Origin of the sequence: Bradyrhizobium sp. CCBAU 11357 (genome assembly GCF_028128865.1) — a bacterium.
In the GTDB taxonomy this organism is placed as follows: Bacteria; Pseudomonadota; Alphaproteobacteria; order Rhizobiales; family Xanthobacteraceae; genus Bradyrhizobium.
Map to the genome: position 1 here is coordinate 1 of NZ_LBJW01000083.1, position 15959 is coordinate 15959.

The 15959-nt window shown below is 64.4% G+C and carries 13 protein-coding genes and 1 pseudogene; 5 read left to right on the forward strand and 9 right to left on the reverse strand.

Annotated features, from left to right (window positions below; all coding sequences use genetic code 11):
- Positions 1-136, forward strand: a pseudogene (locus XI05_RS10830) (flagellar biosynthetic protein FliO); the annotation flags it as partial.
- On the forward strand, positions 133-891 hold the full coding sequence (fliP, locus tag XI05_RS10835) for a flagellar type III secretion system pore protein FliP (protein ID WP_172782885.1): 759 nt from the start codon (positions 133-135) through the stop codon (positions 889-891). The pseudogene XI05_RS10830 and the gene fliP, both read left to right, overlap by 4 nt.
- Positions 892-1060: 169 nt before the next feature.
- On the opposite strand, the gene XI05_RS10840 is transcribed toward fliP, so the two are convergent.
- The 4 genes from XI05_RS10840 to XI05_RS10855 form a co-directional block, all read right to left on the reverse strand.
- Positions 1061-4783, reverse strand: coding sequence for a tetratricopeptide repeat protein (locus XI05_RS10840; protein WP_271501302.1), 3723 nt, complete (start codon positions 4781-4783; stop codon positions 1061-1063).
- Between the two features lie 211 nt (positions 4784-4994).
- Positions 4995-5825: a tetratricopeptide repeat protein gene (locus tag XI05_RS10845; RefSeq protein WP_271501304.1), complete on the reverse strand. Its 831-nt coding sequence runs from the start codon at positions 5823-5825 to the stop codon at positions 4995-4997.
- 136 nt (positions 5826-5961) lie between these two features.
- The gene (locus tag XI05_RS10850; RefSeq protein ID WP_271501306.1) at positions 5962-6588 is read right to left on the reverse strand and encodes a FecR family protein; all 627 of its coding nucleotides are present in this window, start codon (positions 6586-6588) and stop codon (positions 5962-5964) included.
- A gap of 127 nt (positions 6589-6715) precedes the next feature.
- Complete coding sequence (locus XI05_RS10855) at positions 6716-6979, reverse strand: hypothetical protein (RefSeq protein WP_271501309.1); 264 nt, start codon at positions 6977-6979, stop codon at positions 6716-6718.
- On the opposite strand from XI05_RS10855, the gene XI05_RS10860 reads away from it, so the two are divergent.
- Positions 6970-11058: a VCBS domain-containing protein gene (locus tag XI05_RS10860; protein ID WP_271501312.1), complete on the forward strand. Its 4089-nt coding sequence runs from the start codon at positions 6970-6972 to the stop codon at positions 11056-11058. The genes XI05_RS10855 and XI05_RS10860 overlap by 10 nt on opposite strands.
- 22 nt (positions 11059-11080) lie before the next feature.
- Here the strand turns inward: XI05_RS10860 and XI05_RS10865 are convergent, their stop codons facing one another.
- Positions 11081-11278 (reverse strand): hypothetical protein, encoded by a 198-nt coding sequence (locus tag XI05_RS10865; RefSeq protein ID WP_271501314.1) that lies wholly within the window; start codon positions 11276-11278, stop codon positions 11081-11083.
- 278 nt (positions 11279-11556) lie between these two features.
- Between XI05_RS10865 and XI05_RS10870 the strand changes: the two genes are divergently transcribed.
- A complete protein-coding gene (locus tag XI05_RS10870; RefSeq protein ID WP_271501326.1) occupies positions 11557-11796 on the forward strand; it encodes a hypothetical protein in 240 nt (79 codons plus the stop codon).
- An 81-nt stretch (positions 11797-11877) separates the two neighbouring features.
- Here XI05_RS10870 and XI05_RS10875 read toward each other — a convergent pair whose 3' ends face one another.
- Genes XI05_RS10875 through fliL form a run of 4 tightly spaced genes read right to left on the reverse strand, consistent with a single transcriptional unit; the run spans position 11878 to position 14814 of the window.
- A complete protein-coding gene (locus XI05_RS10875) occupies positions 11878-12639 on the reverse strand; it encodes a MotE family protein (protein ID WP_271501328.1) in 762 nt (253 codons plus the stop codon).
- A gap of 9 nt (positions 12640-12648) precedes the next feature.
- Entirely contained in the window at positions 12649-13098 is a 450-nt protein-coding gene (locus XI05_RS10880; protein WP_271501329.1) for a DUF6468 domain-containing protein, read from the reverse strand.
- Positions 13095-14297 carry a flagellar motor switch protein FliM gene (fliM, locus tag XI05_RS10885; RefSeq protein ID WP_172782877.1) on the reverse strand — a complete coding sequence of 401 codons (1203 nt, stop codon included), beginning with the start codon at positions 14295-14297 and terminating at the stop codon, positions 13095-13097. The genes XI05_RS10880 and fliM overlap by 4 nt, the downstream gene beginning before the upstream one ends.
- A gap of 19 nt (positions 14298-14316) precedes the next feature.
- Positions 14317-14814, reverse strand: coding sequence for a flagellar basal body-associated protein FliL (gene fliL, locus XI05_RS10890; RefSeq protein WP_271501332.1), 498 nt, complete (start codon positions 14812-14814; stop codon positions 14317-14319).
- 383 nt (positions 14815-15197) lie between these two features.
- Here fliL and flgF point away from each other — a divergent pair, with 383 nt between their 5' ends.
- Positions 15198-15959 (forward strand): flagellar basal-body rod protein FlgF, encoded by a 762-nt coding sequence (gene flgF, locus XI05_RS10895; protein ID WP_271501335.1) that lies wholly within the window; start codon positions 15198-15200, stop codon positions 15957-15959.

The following is a 15959-nucleotide window of genomic DNA, read 5'->3' on the forward strand; positions in this document are numbered from 1 at the left end:
TCCGGCGCGCGCCGCCCGCAGCGAGCCGCCGGCGCCGCCCGCCCCGCCGGCGAAGCCGGCCGCGGAAAAGACCAGCTTTGAAAATCTCGAAGACGAGATGGCCTCCCTGCTCGGCCGTCCGAAGCCGTCTTCGTGAGGTTGCCGGCCCTCCCGCGTAGAGTTCTTTTCCTTTCTGTCCTGGTCGGTGCGGCTTCGCTCGCGAGCCTCGCGCATGCCCAGGACATCAGCATCAATCTCGGCGGCGGCGCGGGCGGCGGCGGCGTCACCGAGCGCGCGATCCAGCTGATCGCGCTGCTCACGGTGCTCTCGATCGCGCCGTCGATCCTGATCATGATGACGTCGTTCACGCGCATCGTGGTGGTGCTGTCGCTGCTGCGCACCGCGATGGGCACCGCGACCGCCCCGCCGAACTCGGTGATCATCGCGCTCGCGATGTTCCTCACCTTCTTCGTGATGGGACCGGTCCTGCAGAAATCCTATGACGAGGGCATCCGCCCGCTCGTCGCCAACCAGATCGGCGTCGAGGATGCGCTCCAGCGCGCCTCCGTGCCCCTGCGCGGCTTCATGCAGAAGAACGTGCGTGAGAAGGACCTGAAACTGTTCCTGGATCTCTCCGGCGAGGCGCCGCCAGCCACGCCGGACGATCTCGCACTGCGCATTCTCGTCCCCGCCTTCATGATCTCCGAGCTGAAGCGCGCCTTCGAGATCGGCTTCCTGCTGTTCCTGCCCTTCCTGATCATCGACCTCGTCGTCGCCTCGGTGCTGATGTCGATGGGCATGATGATGCTGCCACCGGCAACGATCTCGCTGCCGTTCAAGCTGATCTTCTTCGTGCTGGTCGACGGCTGGTCGCTGGTGGCGGGGAGCTTGGTGCAGAGTTACGGGGGGTGAGGCGGGCTTCGGGCGATGCCTGCATCCCCTCCGCCCTCAGCGATCGCCTCCGCTCGCTCCCCGTCATTGCGAGGAGCCCTTGCGACGAAGCAATCCAGACTGCCTCAGCGGAACGACTCTGGATTGCTTCGCTACGCTCGCAATGACGGAGGATGGAGCGGAGCTGTGCCTACCGCGTCATCTTGATTTGCCGGACAACCGGGATCGTGGGCAGCGAGCCGGTGTGGTCGCTCGTATCCTTGGCCTGCGGAGCGCCGGGTGCGCGCGCGGTGGCGTCGGGGAAGCGCTGCTTCATCTCGCGCAGGAAACCGTCGAGCGTATCGACGCTGGCGGCGAGCTTGGCGATCTCGGCGAATTCGGCGCTGGAGGCTGCGGCCGGCTTGCTCGCAATGTCGAAGGCGAGACGGTCGGCGCTCTCGCTCATCAGCGGGGCGTATTTCTCGCGGAAGCGCGACAGGCCGATCGAGTCGTCGGCGAGCGCGTAGCCGACGGCGGCGCGGATGATGTCGCTCTTCTCGACCGCATTGAGCGGCTTGAAGTCGCGGAAGCGGTCACCGTAATAGAGCTCGATCTGCTCGGCGGACTCGCGCCAGCGCCGCGCCGCCCAGAAGATGTCGGAGCGCAGGCGGAGCACCTCCCGCCCGGCGACGTTGGAGACGATGTCGAGCGCGAGATCGTGACGGCCGACGTCGCTCTGCGCGCGCGCCTCCAGCAGCAGGCGCTGCTGCCGGAGCTCCCCGGAGAGATCGCTGATGCGGCTCGCGCGCAGCGCGGTGATCGCCATGTCGGGCTTGCGGTTGGCGAGATAGATCATGGCAAGGCGCGCGGCGACCTGGGCGCGTGCGGCGCCTTCGAGGCGATGATCGACCTGGTATTGCAGGAGCTCGGCGGCCTGGTCGAGCAGATCGATCGCGGCGAGACGGTCGGCGAGCCGGCGGATCAGCTCGTCGCCGCGGCGGCCGATCGGCGTCAGCTCGCGGAATTCGTAGAACATCCCGAGCGCCTCGACCGGCGGCAGCTCGTCGCCCTTCGGCCCGAGGAAGATCTGCGTGAACAGCTCGGAGGCAAGATCCTGCGCCTGACGCGAGGCTTCCGCGTTCGGCTGGAGCCGGGTCGCGGTGCGCGCGGCGGTGAGCGCATCGCGGTAGCGCCCGTTCTCGGCATAGAGGCGCGACAGCATCTGCAGCGTCTTGACCTCGATCGCGTCGCCGCGCCAGGTCATCGACAGCGTCTCGAGCTCGCGCAGCGCCTCTTCCTTGCCGATCTCGTCGCGCTTCTGGCGCAGCGCGACCTCGAGCTGCTTGGCCTCGGCTGCAGCCGGACGGTCGTTCGAGGCGACCGCGAACTTGTAATCGTCGAGCGCATCCCTGTCGTGGCCGAGCGCCTCGGCGAGCCGGCCGCGCAGCACGGCGAAGCCCGGCGCGGCCTCGGACGGGACACCAACCACCTCGAGCTCGCTGCGGCGCTTGGAGGCGCCGGCATAGTCCTTCACCTCGAGGGATGCGCGCATCGCGTCCATCGTCACGATGCGCTGGATGTCGAGCGGCAGCGAGGCGATGGCGAATTCGACGTTCTTGAACTTCTCGCGCGCATCGGCCCATTTACCCTGGCGCGCAAAGGCGAGCGCCTTCCAGAGCTGGGAATCGTGGCTGTTGCCGATCGCAGGATTGGCGAGATCCTTCAGGCCCTGCGCCGTCCGGCCGATCAGGATGCTGGCGATCGCATGCATGATCAGCGCACCGCTCTCCTCCTTGTTGAGGGGATCGCTCAGCATCACGTCGGTCACGGCCTTAGCCTCGTGATACATCGCGCGCGACATGTAGAATTGCGCAAGATCGAGCCGCGGCAGCGAACGCAGCGCCGGCTCGACCGCCGAGATCGCCGTCATCAGCTCGCTCTGGCGCGTCATGAAGTTTTCCGACTGGCCCTTGCGCCAGCCTTCGGGACTGAAGATCGGGCGCACCGCGGTCGGCGCCCGCTCGGCCGAGATGTCGACCGGCGACAGCGTCAAGCCACCCTTCTTGCCGAGTATCACCTTGTCGGCGCCGACCTCGACGCCGATCTCGTCGGAGTTCGGCCGGATCGCGATGCCGTGCGCGGATTCCAGCAGCGAGAGATCGACGAGGTCCTGCCGCTTGATGAAGCCGCGCACCGGCCGCTGCCCGGTGACGACATAGAGCGTGTCGCCGGCATCGGGATCGGTAAGCTTATGCAGCTGGCCCGGATTGGCGAAGGGGATCGCAATGTTGGCCAGCGCGGGATCGGTGATGTTGCGCGACATCAGCAGCGGCAGCGGCGTCGCCTGGATCTTGTCGGCGAGCGTCAACATCCAGTTGGTCTCCTTGCCGACCTCCTCACTCGTCAGCGAATAGACCAGCGGGCGGGTGAGACGGATGCGGACCGCCTGCCCCTTGTCGAGCGGGATGCGGCCGACCTCGCCGATCATCGCGCCGCCCTTGCTGCGGATCGCCTCGACATCGACGGGCTTCGTCGTATCGAACAGCAGCCACACGGTGTCGCCGCGGCGGAACGCTGCCGCCGGCGTTGCGACCTGAAGCGGGAACGTCACGCGCAGGCCGTCGCTGTCGCGGCGTGCATCGACGCCGGCAATCGTTGGCGCGACCGGCGCCGGCGCGGCCTTGGCGACATCCGTGGCGGCATCCTTGGCGCCATCCTTGGCCGGTTCCTTCGCGATCTCCTTGGGCGCTTCGACAGGCGCAGCCGCCGGCGCTGGCGGCGCCGGCTTCGCAGCCTCCTTGGGCCCCTCGGGAGCCTGCGCCGCCTCGGCCGCGGGAGGGGCTGCCGGTTTCGGCGCATCGGCGGGCGGCAGCGCGGCGGGCGCTTCCACCTTCGCCTCGGGCTTGATGTCGATCTTGGCCTCGCGCGCGATCGTCTCGGAGGTCGGCGGCGCGATCTCGCGGTGGGCGTCCTTTTTCTCTGCGGCGGGTTTTTCGGGCGCGGGCGCAGGGCTAGCCGCCGGCCCGTGACCGGCCGGCTTCATCTGCGCGATCGTCGCCTCGGGCGTCGCAGCCGACTTGCTCTTGTCGGGCTGGAAGGAGACGTCGACGACATAGTTCTTCTCGTCGCGGAACGAATGCACGTCGGAATCGCCGATCAGCGCGATCTCGACATTGGTCTGGTCGATATCGGACTTCTGCTTGATCGAGGCGACGTTCGGCGGCGCGGCGACCACCGCGTCCGCCAGGTCGAAATTGAGATTGGCGTTGAAGACCAGCGTGAGCTTCTGCTCGTTGAGCACGGAGGAGACGCCGACCCCGTCGGGCATCTCGAACACGAAGCGCACGAAGGTCGGCTGCATCGAGGCACGGACGCGGATCTGCGGACGCTTTTTGGCCTCCGCAGCCGCGCGCTGGGCGCGCAGCGCACGCTCGGCCGCGCGTGCCCGCTCCGCGAGCTCCTTGACCACGTCCATAGGCAGGCTCGGCGGCGGCCCCTTCCAGCCCTCGGGCAGCAGGTCGACGAAGGTGCGCTCGCCGGCGTTCATGGTGTTGACGGTGACGCGCCGCGCCAGCGACAGGCGAATGGCGCCGCCGTCGGGGTCGCGGCGGGCGGAGTTGACGTAATCGGGCGCGCCTTCCGGTACGCGGTCGACGGGAACATCGACGGGCCGGTCGAAGCGGATGATGAGGATGGAGCCTGCGGTCGTCACCTCCGAGGGAACGTCCTCGCCGAGCTGGATGACGAGACGGGCAAAGCCGCCACCGGCTGAAAACGTCGCCTCGCCCCTGATCGGATCGGCGGCCCGGACCGGCGCACCGATGCCAATCAGGAAACAGGCCGCCAGCAAAGACGCCTTGCGGACATGGCGCGACAAGCCTCGCGTCAAAGCGCGGGCTCGCGACACAAATCCAGCGGCAGCCTCTCGCGCCATTGGCGTTATTTCTTCCGGTTCGGCGGTCATGCCGGCATGGCGCCGGCGGTGCCGTCGACTGTAGGTCTCGCCAATTAAGGACTTGTTAATGCTATCTCTTGGTTTGCGCTGGGAACAGCACGCCGTGCCGGGTCGAGCGGGGCCCGATCCGCCAGTTTGAATTTGAGACGCAGGCGGTTAAGCAGTTGTTAACGGCTGCACGACAGTGCCGTCAGTCCCTTGACGGCACCCCATAGCGGACAAAGTCTTCGGCGATTCCAGCCTCGATTCTCCTGGCCGCCGAGATATCGCTATTGCCGCCATCCGTGTCGCCGAGCTTGAATCTAGCTAGCCCGCGACCGTACAGCGCGCTCGCCAGCTTGGGCGCGTACCTTAGCGCTGAATTGTAGTCGTCGATAGCCGCGGAGAGTTGCCCCATTTTCAGATTTATCAGGGCTCGCGAATCGTATGTCGCGGCGTTGCCCGCTCCCGATCGAAGCACCATCTCGCAATCCTCCAGCGCAGCGTGCAAGGCACCGAGGACGGCTCGGGCCCAGCAGCGTCCGCTCCACGCCGCCTCCAGCTTCGGGTCAAGGCGAATTGCTTCGTCATAGTCCTGCACGGCGCGGTTGTACGCATTCCTCTTCAAGTACGTTGCCGCACGGTTGGCAAAAGCAGTGGCATAGTCGGGGTTGAGCTTCAGCGCCTCCTGAAAAGCGCCAAGAGCGAGGTCGTGCGAGCCCGTCCTCAGATAGGCCACGCCGAGGTTGTTGAAGGCTTTCGCATAATTCGGGTTGAGTCGGGTCGCTTCAAGGAAATCGTTGATCGCGCCGCCGTAGTCGGCTTTGGCGCTACGGGCATTGCCCCTGTTGTTGTGGGCGACGGCGAAGCCGTTTGCGCTCCCCTCGCCCGCATCGATAAACGCCGTGCAGGCATCGATCCGAGCTTCGGGCGGGAGGCGATCCGACCCGTTACACAGTTCGATGTTCTTGAGTGAGCTGCCCTTCTTCGGCGTCTGCGCCAAGCCCGACGAACCGGACAGTCCAACGATGAGAATGAGCATCACTGCCCTGATGGCACTGGGTCGTGCGGTCATTTTCACACCAGGCGTCAAATCCCCAGGCGAACGAAGCACTCATCTTGTCTCTCTGCCGAGCCGACTCTGGCCGGCATCAGGGCGGCTTCGGCCAAGCAACGTCTCAGCACCCCCGACAGATATTGAGCCTGCGATTGGCGCTTCGATCGGGCTCCGGCGCCGCGCCTGCGGGCGGCTTCTGCAGGCGCTTGCTTTTGCCCTCTTCGATCAGCGTCGAAAATTTGGCTGACCCGTCATCCGAAAGCTCGATGTGCGGCGTCGTACCTCGGATCCCCAACGTGGCAACGGGCGTATCGACCTTCATGTCGCCGGTCTTCGCAACATTGCCCGCAACGAAAGTGAACGTTCCCTTGGCGAGACTGAACAGGGCCGCATTGGACCTGCCGGCCGGCTCATACACATATTGATCCAGCACAATACGGGCGTTGCTCGATAGATTGAACGAGCTGCCGTCGCTGAAGTTTATTCCGACTCGGCTGTCGGCCCCGGTCAGCACCACGTCACCGAGATAGACGAGATCACCCGTCTTGGCGCGACCGGGCTCACCCGAGACATTCGCCTGAACGATCACTGCGCCCGCATGTTCGATCGTGACGGAGCCTGTGGCTGCCACCACCTTCCCGATCGGTTTGGACGACGAACTGGCGACGGCGGGCCCGGCAGAATCGATTTGCGCTCGAGCCGCATTCGGCAAGAAAGTTAAAAACGCCAAGACCAGGCCTGTCGCCATAGCGGCTATTCTAGATCTGCACATGATCCCTCCTTTCTCCGAGAGACCTTGTCGCTGTCGGCGACTCATTTCTTGAACCGCGAAGCGCAATTTACAAAAAAATTCTTGTTTAATTTTTCTAATCGACCTAATTTATAGTAGCGCAACGAAATTTCCATACAATTAAATACGTCTGGCTTGTCAATTTAATCACTTTGGCGGGAGGGCGAATGGCGGTACGTGGCACCGCCGACGCGCATCTCTCGATAGCAGACTTGATGATTTCGGCGGGCAAGCCTTCGGCTGCCAGCGCCCAGGATATTTGTCCCTTGGCGAGGGCCGCCCCGAAAAGACCATGGCAGCACGCCGAGCCTGAATCGATCACCCAGGCGAGGTCGAGCCATGTCAGCATCCGACATCCAGGTTGGTACCGGGCCCGCAATGGCCTTGCCCGTCCAAATCATCGGCCACATTCAGACGGTGATCGGTTGCGGCACGCTCACGCGAGCCCGTGGCATCACCACGCAGGCCGTAGCCGGCGCGCCTGTCTATCGGACTGACGTGATAGAGACCGATGCCGACGGACAGATCACAGTTCGCTTCATCGACGGTACTTTCTTCAATATCTCCCGCGGCACTCGCGTCTCGCTGAGCGAATTCATGTTCGAAGGCGAAGGCGAGCCACCTGCAGTCCCGTTCGACGTGACCCGAGGGAGCTTCACTTCCGCACCAGGCCGAGTGCCAGAAACCCGGCCTCTGCAGCTGAACACGCCAGTTGCAGGCATTCGCGCCCGGACTCACGCCGGCGGCTCAGGAATCCTGACGCTTGCAGCATTGACTTTCTCGCTCGGACGAAATGCCGAAGCTGCGGACCCGGACGTCACGCTCCTGGATGACGACTCCATCACTTACAAGGACCTTGCGCATGGCGCTTTCGAGCTCGTGACCAAGGAGCCGATCCCACGGCGCATCATCGTCGAAGATCCGGGCGAGACGATCATACTCAAGAAGGTGGGCTCCAGCATCAGTGTCAATCAGGTCACGAACACGTCCGCTCGCATGGACGAATTGCACGCCGCGCAACAGGACGTGCTCGCCAATCTCGGAGGACAGGGGCCGCATGGCTCAAGCACGCCTCCCTTCGTCAAATCCCAGTCACTGCAGCCGATCAATTTCATTCAGCCGGATGCGCCCGCGCTGCAGCTTACGCCGAGTACGCTGCCATTCATCACTCTGGCGCCTCTAGAATCGGTACCACCGAGTCTCAGCACCGGGGCTGGGCCAATTGAGCTCGACACGGTAGTGTTTGACACATTCGCTGCGACGACAGGAACCTTCAGTGCCAACAGCGGCACCGGCGGCGGCCAGCTGAGCTTTGGCGTCGTCGGGGCGAATGCCGGCAATACGGTCCTCGGCGGAGTGACATACGATTTGTCGAAGGCGAGCCCCTATGGGGTGCTCTACGTCAACAGCACGAGCGGCGCCTACAGGTTCGAGCCTGACGATGCCGCAATCAACGCGCTGAAGGCGCCCACGACCGCCGACTTCGTCATCACCGCCTCCAACGGAGTGACCTCTGTCAGCCAGACCTTCACGATCGCCATCAACGGTGTCAACGACGCCGCAATCATCTCCGGCACCACGACAGGGTCCACGATCGAGGCTGGCGGCACCGCCAACGGAACGCCTGGCATGCCGGTTGCGACCGGCACCCTCACGGACACGGACGTCGACGATCCGCCCAATACGTTCACCGCAGTGAGCTCGCCAACGGCGAGCGCCGGTGGCTACGGCACCTTCACCATGACGGCGTCCGGCGTGTGGACCTACACCTTGGACGACGCCAGCCCGGCTGTGCAGAGGCTCAATGCCGGCGAAACGCTAACCGACAGCTTCACGGTAACCACGATCGGAGGCACCGCCCAGGTGGTGACGATCACCATCCAGGGAGCCAGTGATGCAGCGGTCATCTCCGGCGATACGACCGGCGCCGTCATCGAGGCTGGCGGCATGGCCAATGCGAATCCCGGCACCCCTGCCGCGACCGGCACGCTCACCGCCACCGACGTCGACACGACCGCAAATGCATTTACGGCAGTCGTCTCGCCAACCGCGAGCGCGGCCGGCTACGGCAAGTTCACCATGACGGCAGCGGGCCTGTGGACCTACATGCTCGACAATGCCAACAGCGCGGTACAGGCACTCAATGCCGGCGAGACACTGACCGACAGCTTTACGGTGACCGCTCTGGACGGAACCGCCCAAGTGGTGACGATTACCATCCACGGCAGCAACGATGCTGCCGTGATTTCCGGCACAGCCGCCGGATCGGTGACCGAGGCCGGAGGCGTTGCCAACTCCACACCCGGCGCGCCGAGCGCAACGGGCACGCTCGTTGCCGCCGACGTCGACAATGCGTCCAATACCTTCACGGCAGTGAGTCCGCCAAAGGCGAGCACGGGCGCTTATGGTGCTTATACGATCACCGCGGCCGGCGTGTGGACCTACACACTCGACAACGCGAGCGGCGCGGTGCAGGCGCTCAATGTCGGCGATACACTCATCGACAGTTTCACCGTCACTAGCCTCGACGGCACGCCGCAGACGGTGACGATCACCATTTTCGGCAGCAACGACGCGGCCCTGATTTCCGGCACCACGACCGGCTCAGTGACCGAGGCAGGAACCTTCGCGCCCGGCGCTCCCACCGCGACCGGCACGCTGACCGATACAGACGTCGACAACGCGCCGAATACGTTCACCGCAGTCTCTTCGCCGACCGCGAGCGACGATGGATACGGCACCTTCACGATGACCGCGGCCGGCGTGTGGACTTACACGCTCGACAACAACAACGGCGTGGTTCAGGCTCTCGATGTCGGCGACACCTTGACCGACACGTTCACGGTGACTGCGATCGACGGGACGACGCAGACGGTGACCGTCGCCATTCATGGCGCCAGCGATGCAGACCCCAACGATTTTGACAACCTGGCGACCGGATCCATCGTGATAACCGATCCCCCGAACGTGTACGGAACGCCGGGGAGCGAAACCATCGCGGGCGGCGGCAGTACAGGTCAGGTCATCTATGCAGGGGCCGGCAGCGATACGGTCAACGGGACCGGCAAAGCGGACGTTCTCTACAGCGGCTCCGGCAATGACACGATCAAGGGCAACGACGGCAATGACGTCATCTACGGCGGCTCGGGAAACGATACAATCAACGGCAACAACGGCGCCGATACCATAACCGGCGGATTTGGTGCGGACCAACTCACCGGCAGTAATGGGAACGACCGTTTCGCATATTTGTTCGTCGCCGATTCCAACACCCGTCAGTTCGACACCATCACCGACTTCGCATCGGGATCGGACAAGATCGACCTGACCGCCTTTGGCGCGCTTGGGTTTGCCATCCTGGCATTGAGCTCGACCAGCACGACGGTGCCGGCACATACGATCGCCTGGATCTATGACAGCGCGGCGAATGAAACGGTCGTGTACGTCAATCCAACGGACCAGACCCTGCACATCGGCGATTCCAGTCTGCTCGAAATCCATCTGCAGGGGATTGCAACCGTCGACGCCTCGGACTTCATCCTGGCGCCGGCGGCCGCACCCGTGATCGCGGCGGCCAGCGAGCTCTCCGACCTCACCGCCCCCCTGCAGAGTGATGCGGCCGCGGTCATGACGACCACTGCCGAGATCTCGTCCGATTCCGGGAGCGGCGACGGCACCGTCCTCGCAGATGGGAGTCCGGCAATCCAGTCAAGCGAGCCGACCTACAACCTGGATTCAACTTTGGACCAGATCGGAGGAACTGACTATCCCAGCATCTCCAGTTCGGATCCGATGCAAACGGCCGCGACTGAAACGTCCCACATTGATGCGGTAGCTCCTTCGGCCAGTGGACCGTCTACGACGTTGCAATCCGTCGCTGCACCGATGGAGGCCAGCTTTGTCTTCCACTTCACGGATCTCGACACAGCCCTGGCGGTTGGCAAGAAAGGCGCGATTGGAGGTGGCCAGATATCTGACCCTGCAAGCGCCGCGCTGAATTCTGATCATTTTGCCGCCGAACAGCACGCCGGTCGCGGGCTTGCGCTCGGGAACGATGCTGGACATCACGGCGTCTCTTTCCCGAAAAGCGCCGACCAGGCGGCTCATGCCCACGGTCGTAGCAGCGATGACACGGCAGACACGGCGCTCAACCCAAGCCTTTCGAAGTCATCGCCCGGAGGCAACGGCCACGCAAGCGAGACGCAGCAGCTCGGCGACTCATTCCATTTCAAGGACAACGCTTCGCAGGGTTCACAGCACAGGGTGGTGCCGGATCATCTCATAGACCCTGCCGGTCATCACGACCAGGCAGGAGGAGGCCCCGGGTCCGAACTGGCGTTCACGCCTGAACTATCTCCGCCCGATGTTGATCCGCCTCATGGGCCAGTTGCAGCTCACGGCCACGGCTTGCACGATCTGATCGTGTGACGCCCCCCGAGCCACGGCGCCTTCAGTGTTGCTTCCCGGCGCCATCGGGCGCCGAGGCGCTCTCTTCGCCGAGAGAAGATTCATCGTCGCTGCCGGCCTCGCCATCCGGCGGCGCCGCATGCTGATGGCTCAGCGCGGATGTCCATGCGGAGGTCATCGCCGCCGTGAGCAGGCGGTTGACGGCGTCGATGACGCGTTCTGCTGCGGACGAGTAGTTCATCGCCTCCTCCTGCGCTGCCGACTGCGAATGGCCGAAGCGTAGGACGGCGCCTTGCGCGCCACTGTACGCCACTTCACACCTGCGCGCGTCAACTCATCGCAGTCCCAGAGGATGCCGCCTGCTCCGGCTGCATCCGCCACGGGATTCTGATTTCCACCTTGTCGAGTTGCCGAGCGCGCGCACTCACAACCTTCGGCTCGTTGCGGTTCGCGCGCGACTCTGAATCAGATGTGGCTCTCGGCGATGCAAATCGCATTGGCTAGCTCTGGGGGTAATCAATGAGCGGAGAAGCCGGTTGCATTGTGTGTAGCAGGGCAAGAGCGGTCGTCGCGATCGTTCCGATCGCCAGAGGATATGCCCTGAAGACATATGAGTGCGCCTGTTGCCACAGCACCCTGCAGCTCGTGACCCGCGTCTCGAAGGCGGCGCTGATCAAGCAGCAGGTCAATATCCTCGCTCGGGTGGAGCAGCAGTTGCGTCCGCCTGTTCGCAGGGTGCAACAGGCCTTCGCGAATTAAGCGCACGAGGCGTCTCGCTGGGCTCCAGTCGAACGACCGCGCGACAACGCGCGAATCGAAAGCGCGCCTCGCCTCGAGCCCTCAGTTCGGCTTTTGCGTCGGCTTGCCGTCGATCTTGGGCAATTCGCCGGCCGAGGCGGACTGGTCGCCGCCGCCATTGGCGCGGCGGGCCATCTCGACGGTCAGGCGCTCGGCGGCCTCGGACGACATCAGCCCCAGGATGTCCGACATCTTGCGCGGCGCGATGGCCGAGGCGATCTCGATCAGCACGCCCATTTCGAGCCGGTCGAACACCCGCGCGGCATCCTTCGGCTTCATGCCCTCGTACATGGTCACGAGGCCCTTCATGCGCTGGGCTTCGGCGGCCTTCTGCTCGGCCTGCGTCGCGGAGATGCGGGTTTCCACCGCCTTCATCTCCTCGACCTTGCCTTCGATGCGCTTCTCGGCCGACTTGAGCAGGCTTTCGCGGATATCGATCTCGCGCTGGCGGGCCTCGATCTCCTGCCGCCGCGCCTGCAACCGTTCCAGGATCGCGCGCTCGGAGGCCGAGACCTGCGGCTGGCCCTCCTCCACCTTGACCACGGTGCCCTCGGGCTTGGTCTCGGGCGCGGCGGGCTTCGGCGCCTCCTTCGGCGCGCCATGGGTCGAGCCGGTGATGATTTCCGGCTCCTCGCGGCCGGGGAAATTCAGGTTCTCCTGCGCCCAGGATTTCTTGGTCTGGTTCGGCTTGTAGTCGAAGACATAGCCGCCGTTGATCGCGAGGCCTGCCACCTTCAGCGTGGCGAGGCCTGCAACGGCGACGAGGACGACCGGAATGACGCGGATGTTACGAAAGGACTTCATACCCAGGCTTCATGCGGCAAGGCCGTTGGATCGTCGGCGCTCGGAGAAGGCTTCGGCGGCGGCCGCGACCGCCTTCGCGGTCGACGCCTTGGCCGCCGCGGGCGCGGCGACCGTCTCCGGATTGGTGACGGGACGCGCTGCGATCGCGATCTTGGACAGGCGCCGCACCACGTTGTCGGCCTCGCCGAGCTGCTTGTAGAGCTGGTCCGACATCTGCGTCGCGGCGGCGAGCTGGCTGCCGAGGTTCTCGTTGACGTCGCGCACGGCGAGCTTCAGCCCGCCGATCGCGCGCTCGGCGATCTCGGTCGCGGTGATCAGCTCGCCGATGACAGCCTTCAGCGAATGCTCGTCCGCCTTCAGCCGCGTCAGGCGCTTGTTGAGCATGACGCAGTAGACGATCGTCAGCATCAGCAGGATAGCCACCAGCGTCTCGATCGCCATTCCCAGGGAGTGGTTCATGGGGCCTCCATCATCTTGTTCTGCTCGTCAACCTTCTCGAACATCGCAAGTGTCGTACTTGGCTTGCGCAAGGGTTTCGTCACACGGATCGCGACCCGGTCGCCGACCCGGCCCATCCGCCCCTCGGTCAGCGTGACGTCGCCGCAGCGCACGGTGACGTTGGCGTCGGCGCGCATGTCCAGCGGCAGCGTGTCGCCGACCTTGAGCCGCATGAGTTGCTTGAGCGGAATGTCGGCCTCGTAGAGCACGGCGTCGACCGCGATCTCGGCCTGCACGATCTCGGTGGCGAAATGGCCCTCCCAGACCGGGTCGCGGCCGAACTTTTCGCCCATGAACATCTGGAGCAGGACGCCCCGGATCGGCTCGATGGTCGCGTAGGGCAGCAGCAGCTCGACGTTGCCGCCGCGGTCTTCCATGTCGATGCGCAGGCGCACCAGGATCGCGGCGTTGGCGGGACGGCTGATCGCGGCGAAACGCGGATTGGTCTCGAGCCGGTCGATCGTGAAGGTCACCGGCGACAGCGGCCGGAACGCCTGCTCGGCGTCGGCCAGCACCACCTCGACCAGCCGCTTGACCAGCTCGGTCTCGATCGTGGTGTAGGGCCGGCCCTCGATGCGCAGCTGGCTGGTGCCGCGGCGGCCGCCGAGCAGCACGTCGATCATCGAATAGATCAGGTTGGAATCGACCGTCGCCATGCCGAAGTTCTCCCACTCCTCGGCCTTGAACACGGTGAGGACGGCGGGCAGCGGGATCGAGTTCATGTAGTCGCCGAAGCGCACCGAGGTGATGCGGTCGAGCGAGACTTCGACGTTGTCGGAGGTGAAATTGCGCAAGGACGTCGTCATCAACCGCACCAGGCGGTCGAAGACGATTTCGAGCATCGGCAGGCGCTCGTAGGAGACCATCGCCGAATCGATGATCGCGCGAATGCCGGAATGGTCGTCGAGGGTGACGTCGCCGACGGTGAAGCCGAGGAGATTGTCGATCTCCTCCTGCGACAGCACCCGTTCGCCGGAGTTCTTGCCGCTGCCGAGATCGCGGCTGCCGTCCTCGACCATGGCCGCCCATTGCAGGGCCATGGTCTCGGATAATTCGTTCTCTGCGGCAGCCTTTGCCGCCTCTGCGGGATCCTCGCTATCGAGCGAGGCCTCCCACTGGGCGGCAATTGCATCCTGGTCGACTTGGTCGTTGCCCGCCATGATCCCTAGTCCGTCATGCTCACTGGACCACGACTTCCTTGAACAGCACCGCGCTGACCTGAACCGGGGCGACCGCCGCGTTGACGCGCTTGGTCAGCTCCTCCTTGAGGCGGAAGATGCCGGCCGAACCGTTGAGGTCGGACGGGCGCAGCTCGCGCACATAAGTCTGGAAGATGTCGGTGACACGCGGCATCGTCGGCTTGATCGCCTCGATCTGCTTCTCTTCCTTCAGCTCCAGCACGATCTTCAGCCGCAGATATTGCACGCGCTCGCCCGGCGCGCCGGCAAGGTTGACCATCATGTCGGGGACGTCGACGAAGGCCGGCGGCTTCGGCGGCGGCGCGGCCTCGGCATGATGCTCGTCGCCGCCATGACGGAAGAAGAAGAACCAGGTCGCGGCGCCGCCGCCGAGGACGGCGAGCGCGCCGACGACCATGATGATGAGCTTGAGCTTGTTCTTCGGCGGGGCGGCTTCCGCGCCATCAGCGGCTGCGCCGCCTTCCTCATTCTCTGCCATGGTCGCCGCGCCCGTTCATCTCTCAAAGGGGTCGAAAGAGCGAAGCCTCCTGGCAGACAATGACGCGATACGAATGCCCCAGCGCAATGCGCTCCTCTGATGCGCAAACGCTACGGTAATAATGGTTAACGGAATCTTTCGATTGGGCCTTCGCTAGGAAAAATCTGCCGGGCAAACATGGCTAACAGAACCTTTCTGCCGCCCGTTCGCGCCCCTCAAAAATCGGCAAGATATTGAAAGAACTCATCTTTTTTGGTTGGCACGCCTTTCGCTGAGAAACGGCCGAGACCACACGGTTTGGGAGAACCCGACGGTCTCGGTCACGGGGTCCGCCAAGGCGCTTGGGAGAGCGAAATGGCAGATCCGCTCAGGGGAGATTTCCGATGCAGAACGCGCTTCTGATCGGCTTGTCACGGCAGATGACGTTGGAGCGGCAGATGGATGTCATCGCCAACAACGTCGCCAATGCCAACACCAACGGCTTCAAGGCCGACCATTCGCTGTTCGAGGAATATCTCAACTCGAACGCGCGTGAGGACAATTTCATCGGTCGCGACCGCCGGGTCTCCTATGTCCAGGACCGCGGCACCTTCCGCGACATCGGCCAGGGGCCGATGGAGGCCACCAGCAATCCGCTCGACATCGCGATCAACGGCGGCGCCTATTTCGCGGTGCAGGCCAATGGCGGCGAGCTCTATACCCGCGACGGCAAGTTCTCGCTCAACAGCACCGGCCAGCTCGTTACCGGCGACGGCAATCTCGTGCTCGGCAATGCCGGCCCGATCACCTTCCAGCCGACCGACCACGACATCAACGTCGCGCCCGACGGTACCGTCACGGTGCTCGAGGGTACGGCGAAGACCGACTCGATCCGCGGCAAGATCCGCATGGTGTCGTTCGACGATCCGGCCAGGCTGACCAAGCTCGGCGCCAATCTCTATGCCGCCGGCTCGGCAAACCAGCAGGCCGACGCCAAGTCCACCTTGCAGCAGGGTTACATCGAGAAGTCGAACGTGAATGCGGTCGGCGAGATGACCCGCATGGTCGAGGTGATGCGCAGCTACACCGCGATCGCCAACCTGCTGCAGCAGCAGAGCGACCTCCACAAATCGGCGATCGATAAGCTCGCCGACGTTCCGGCCTGA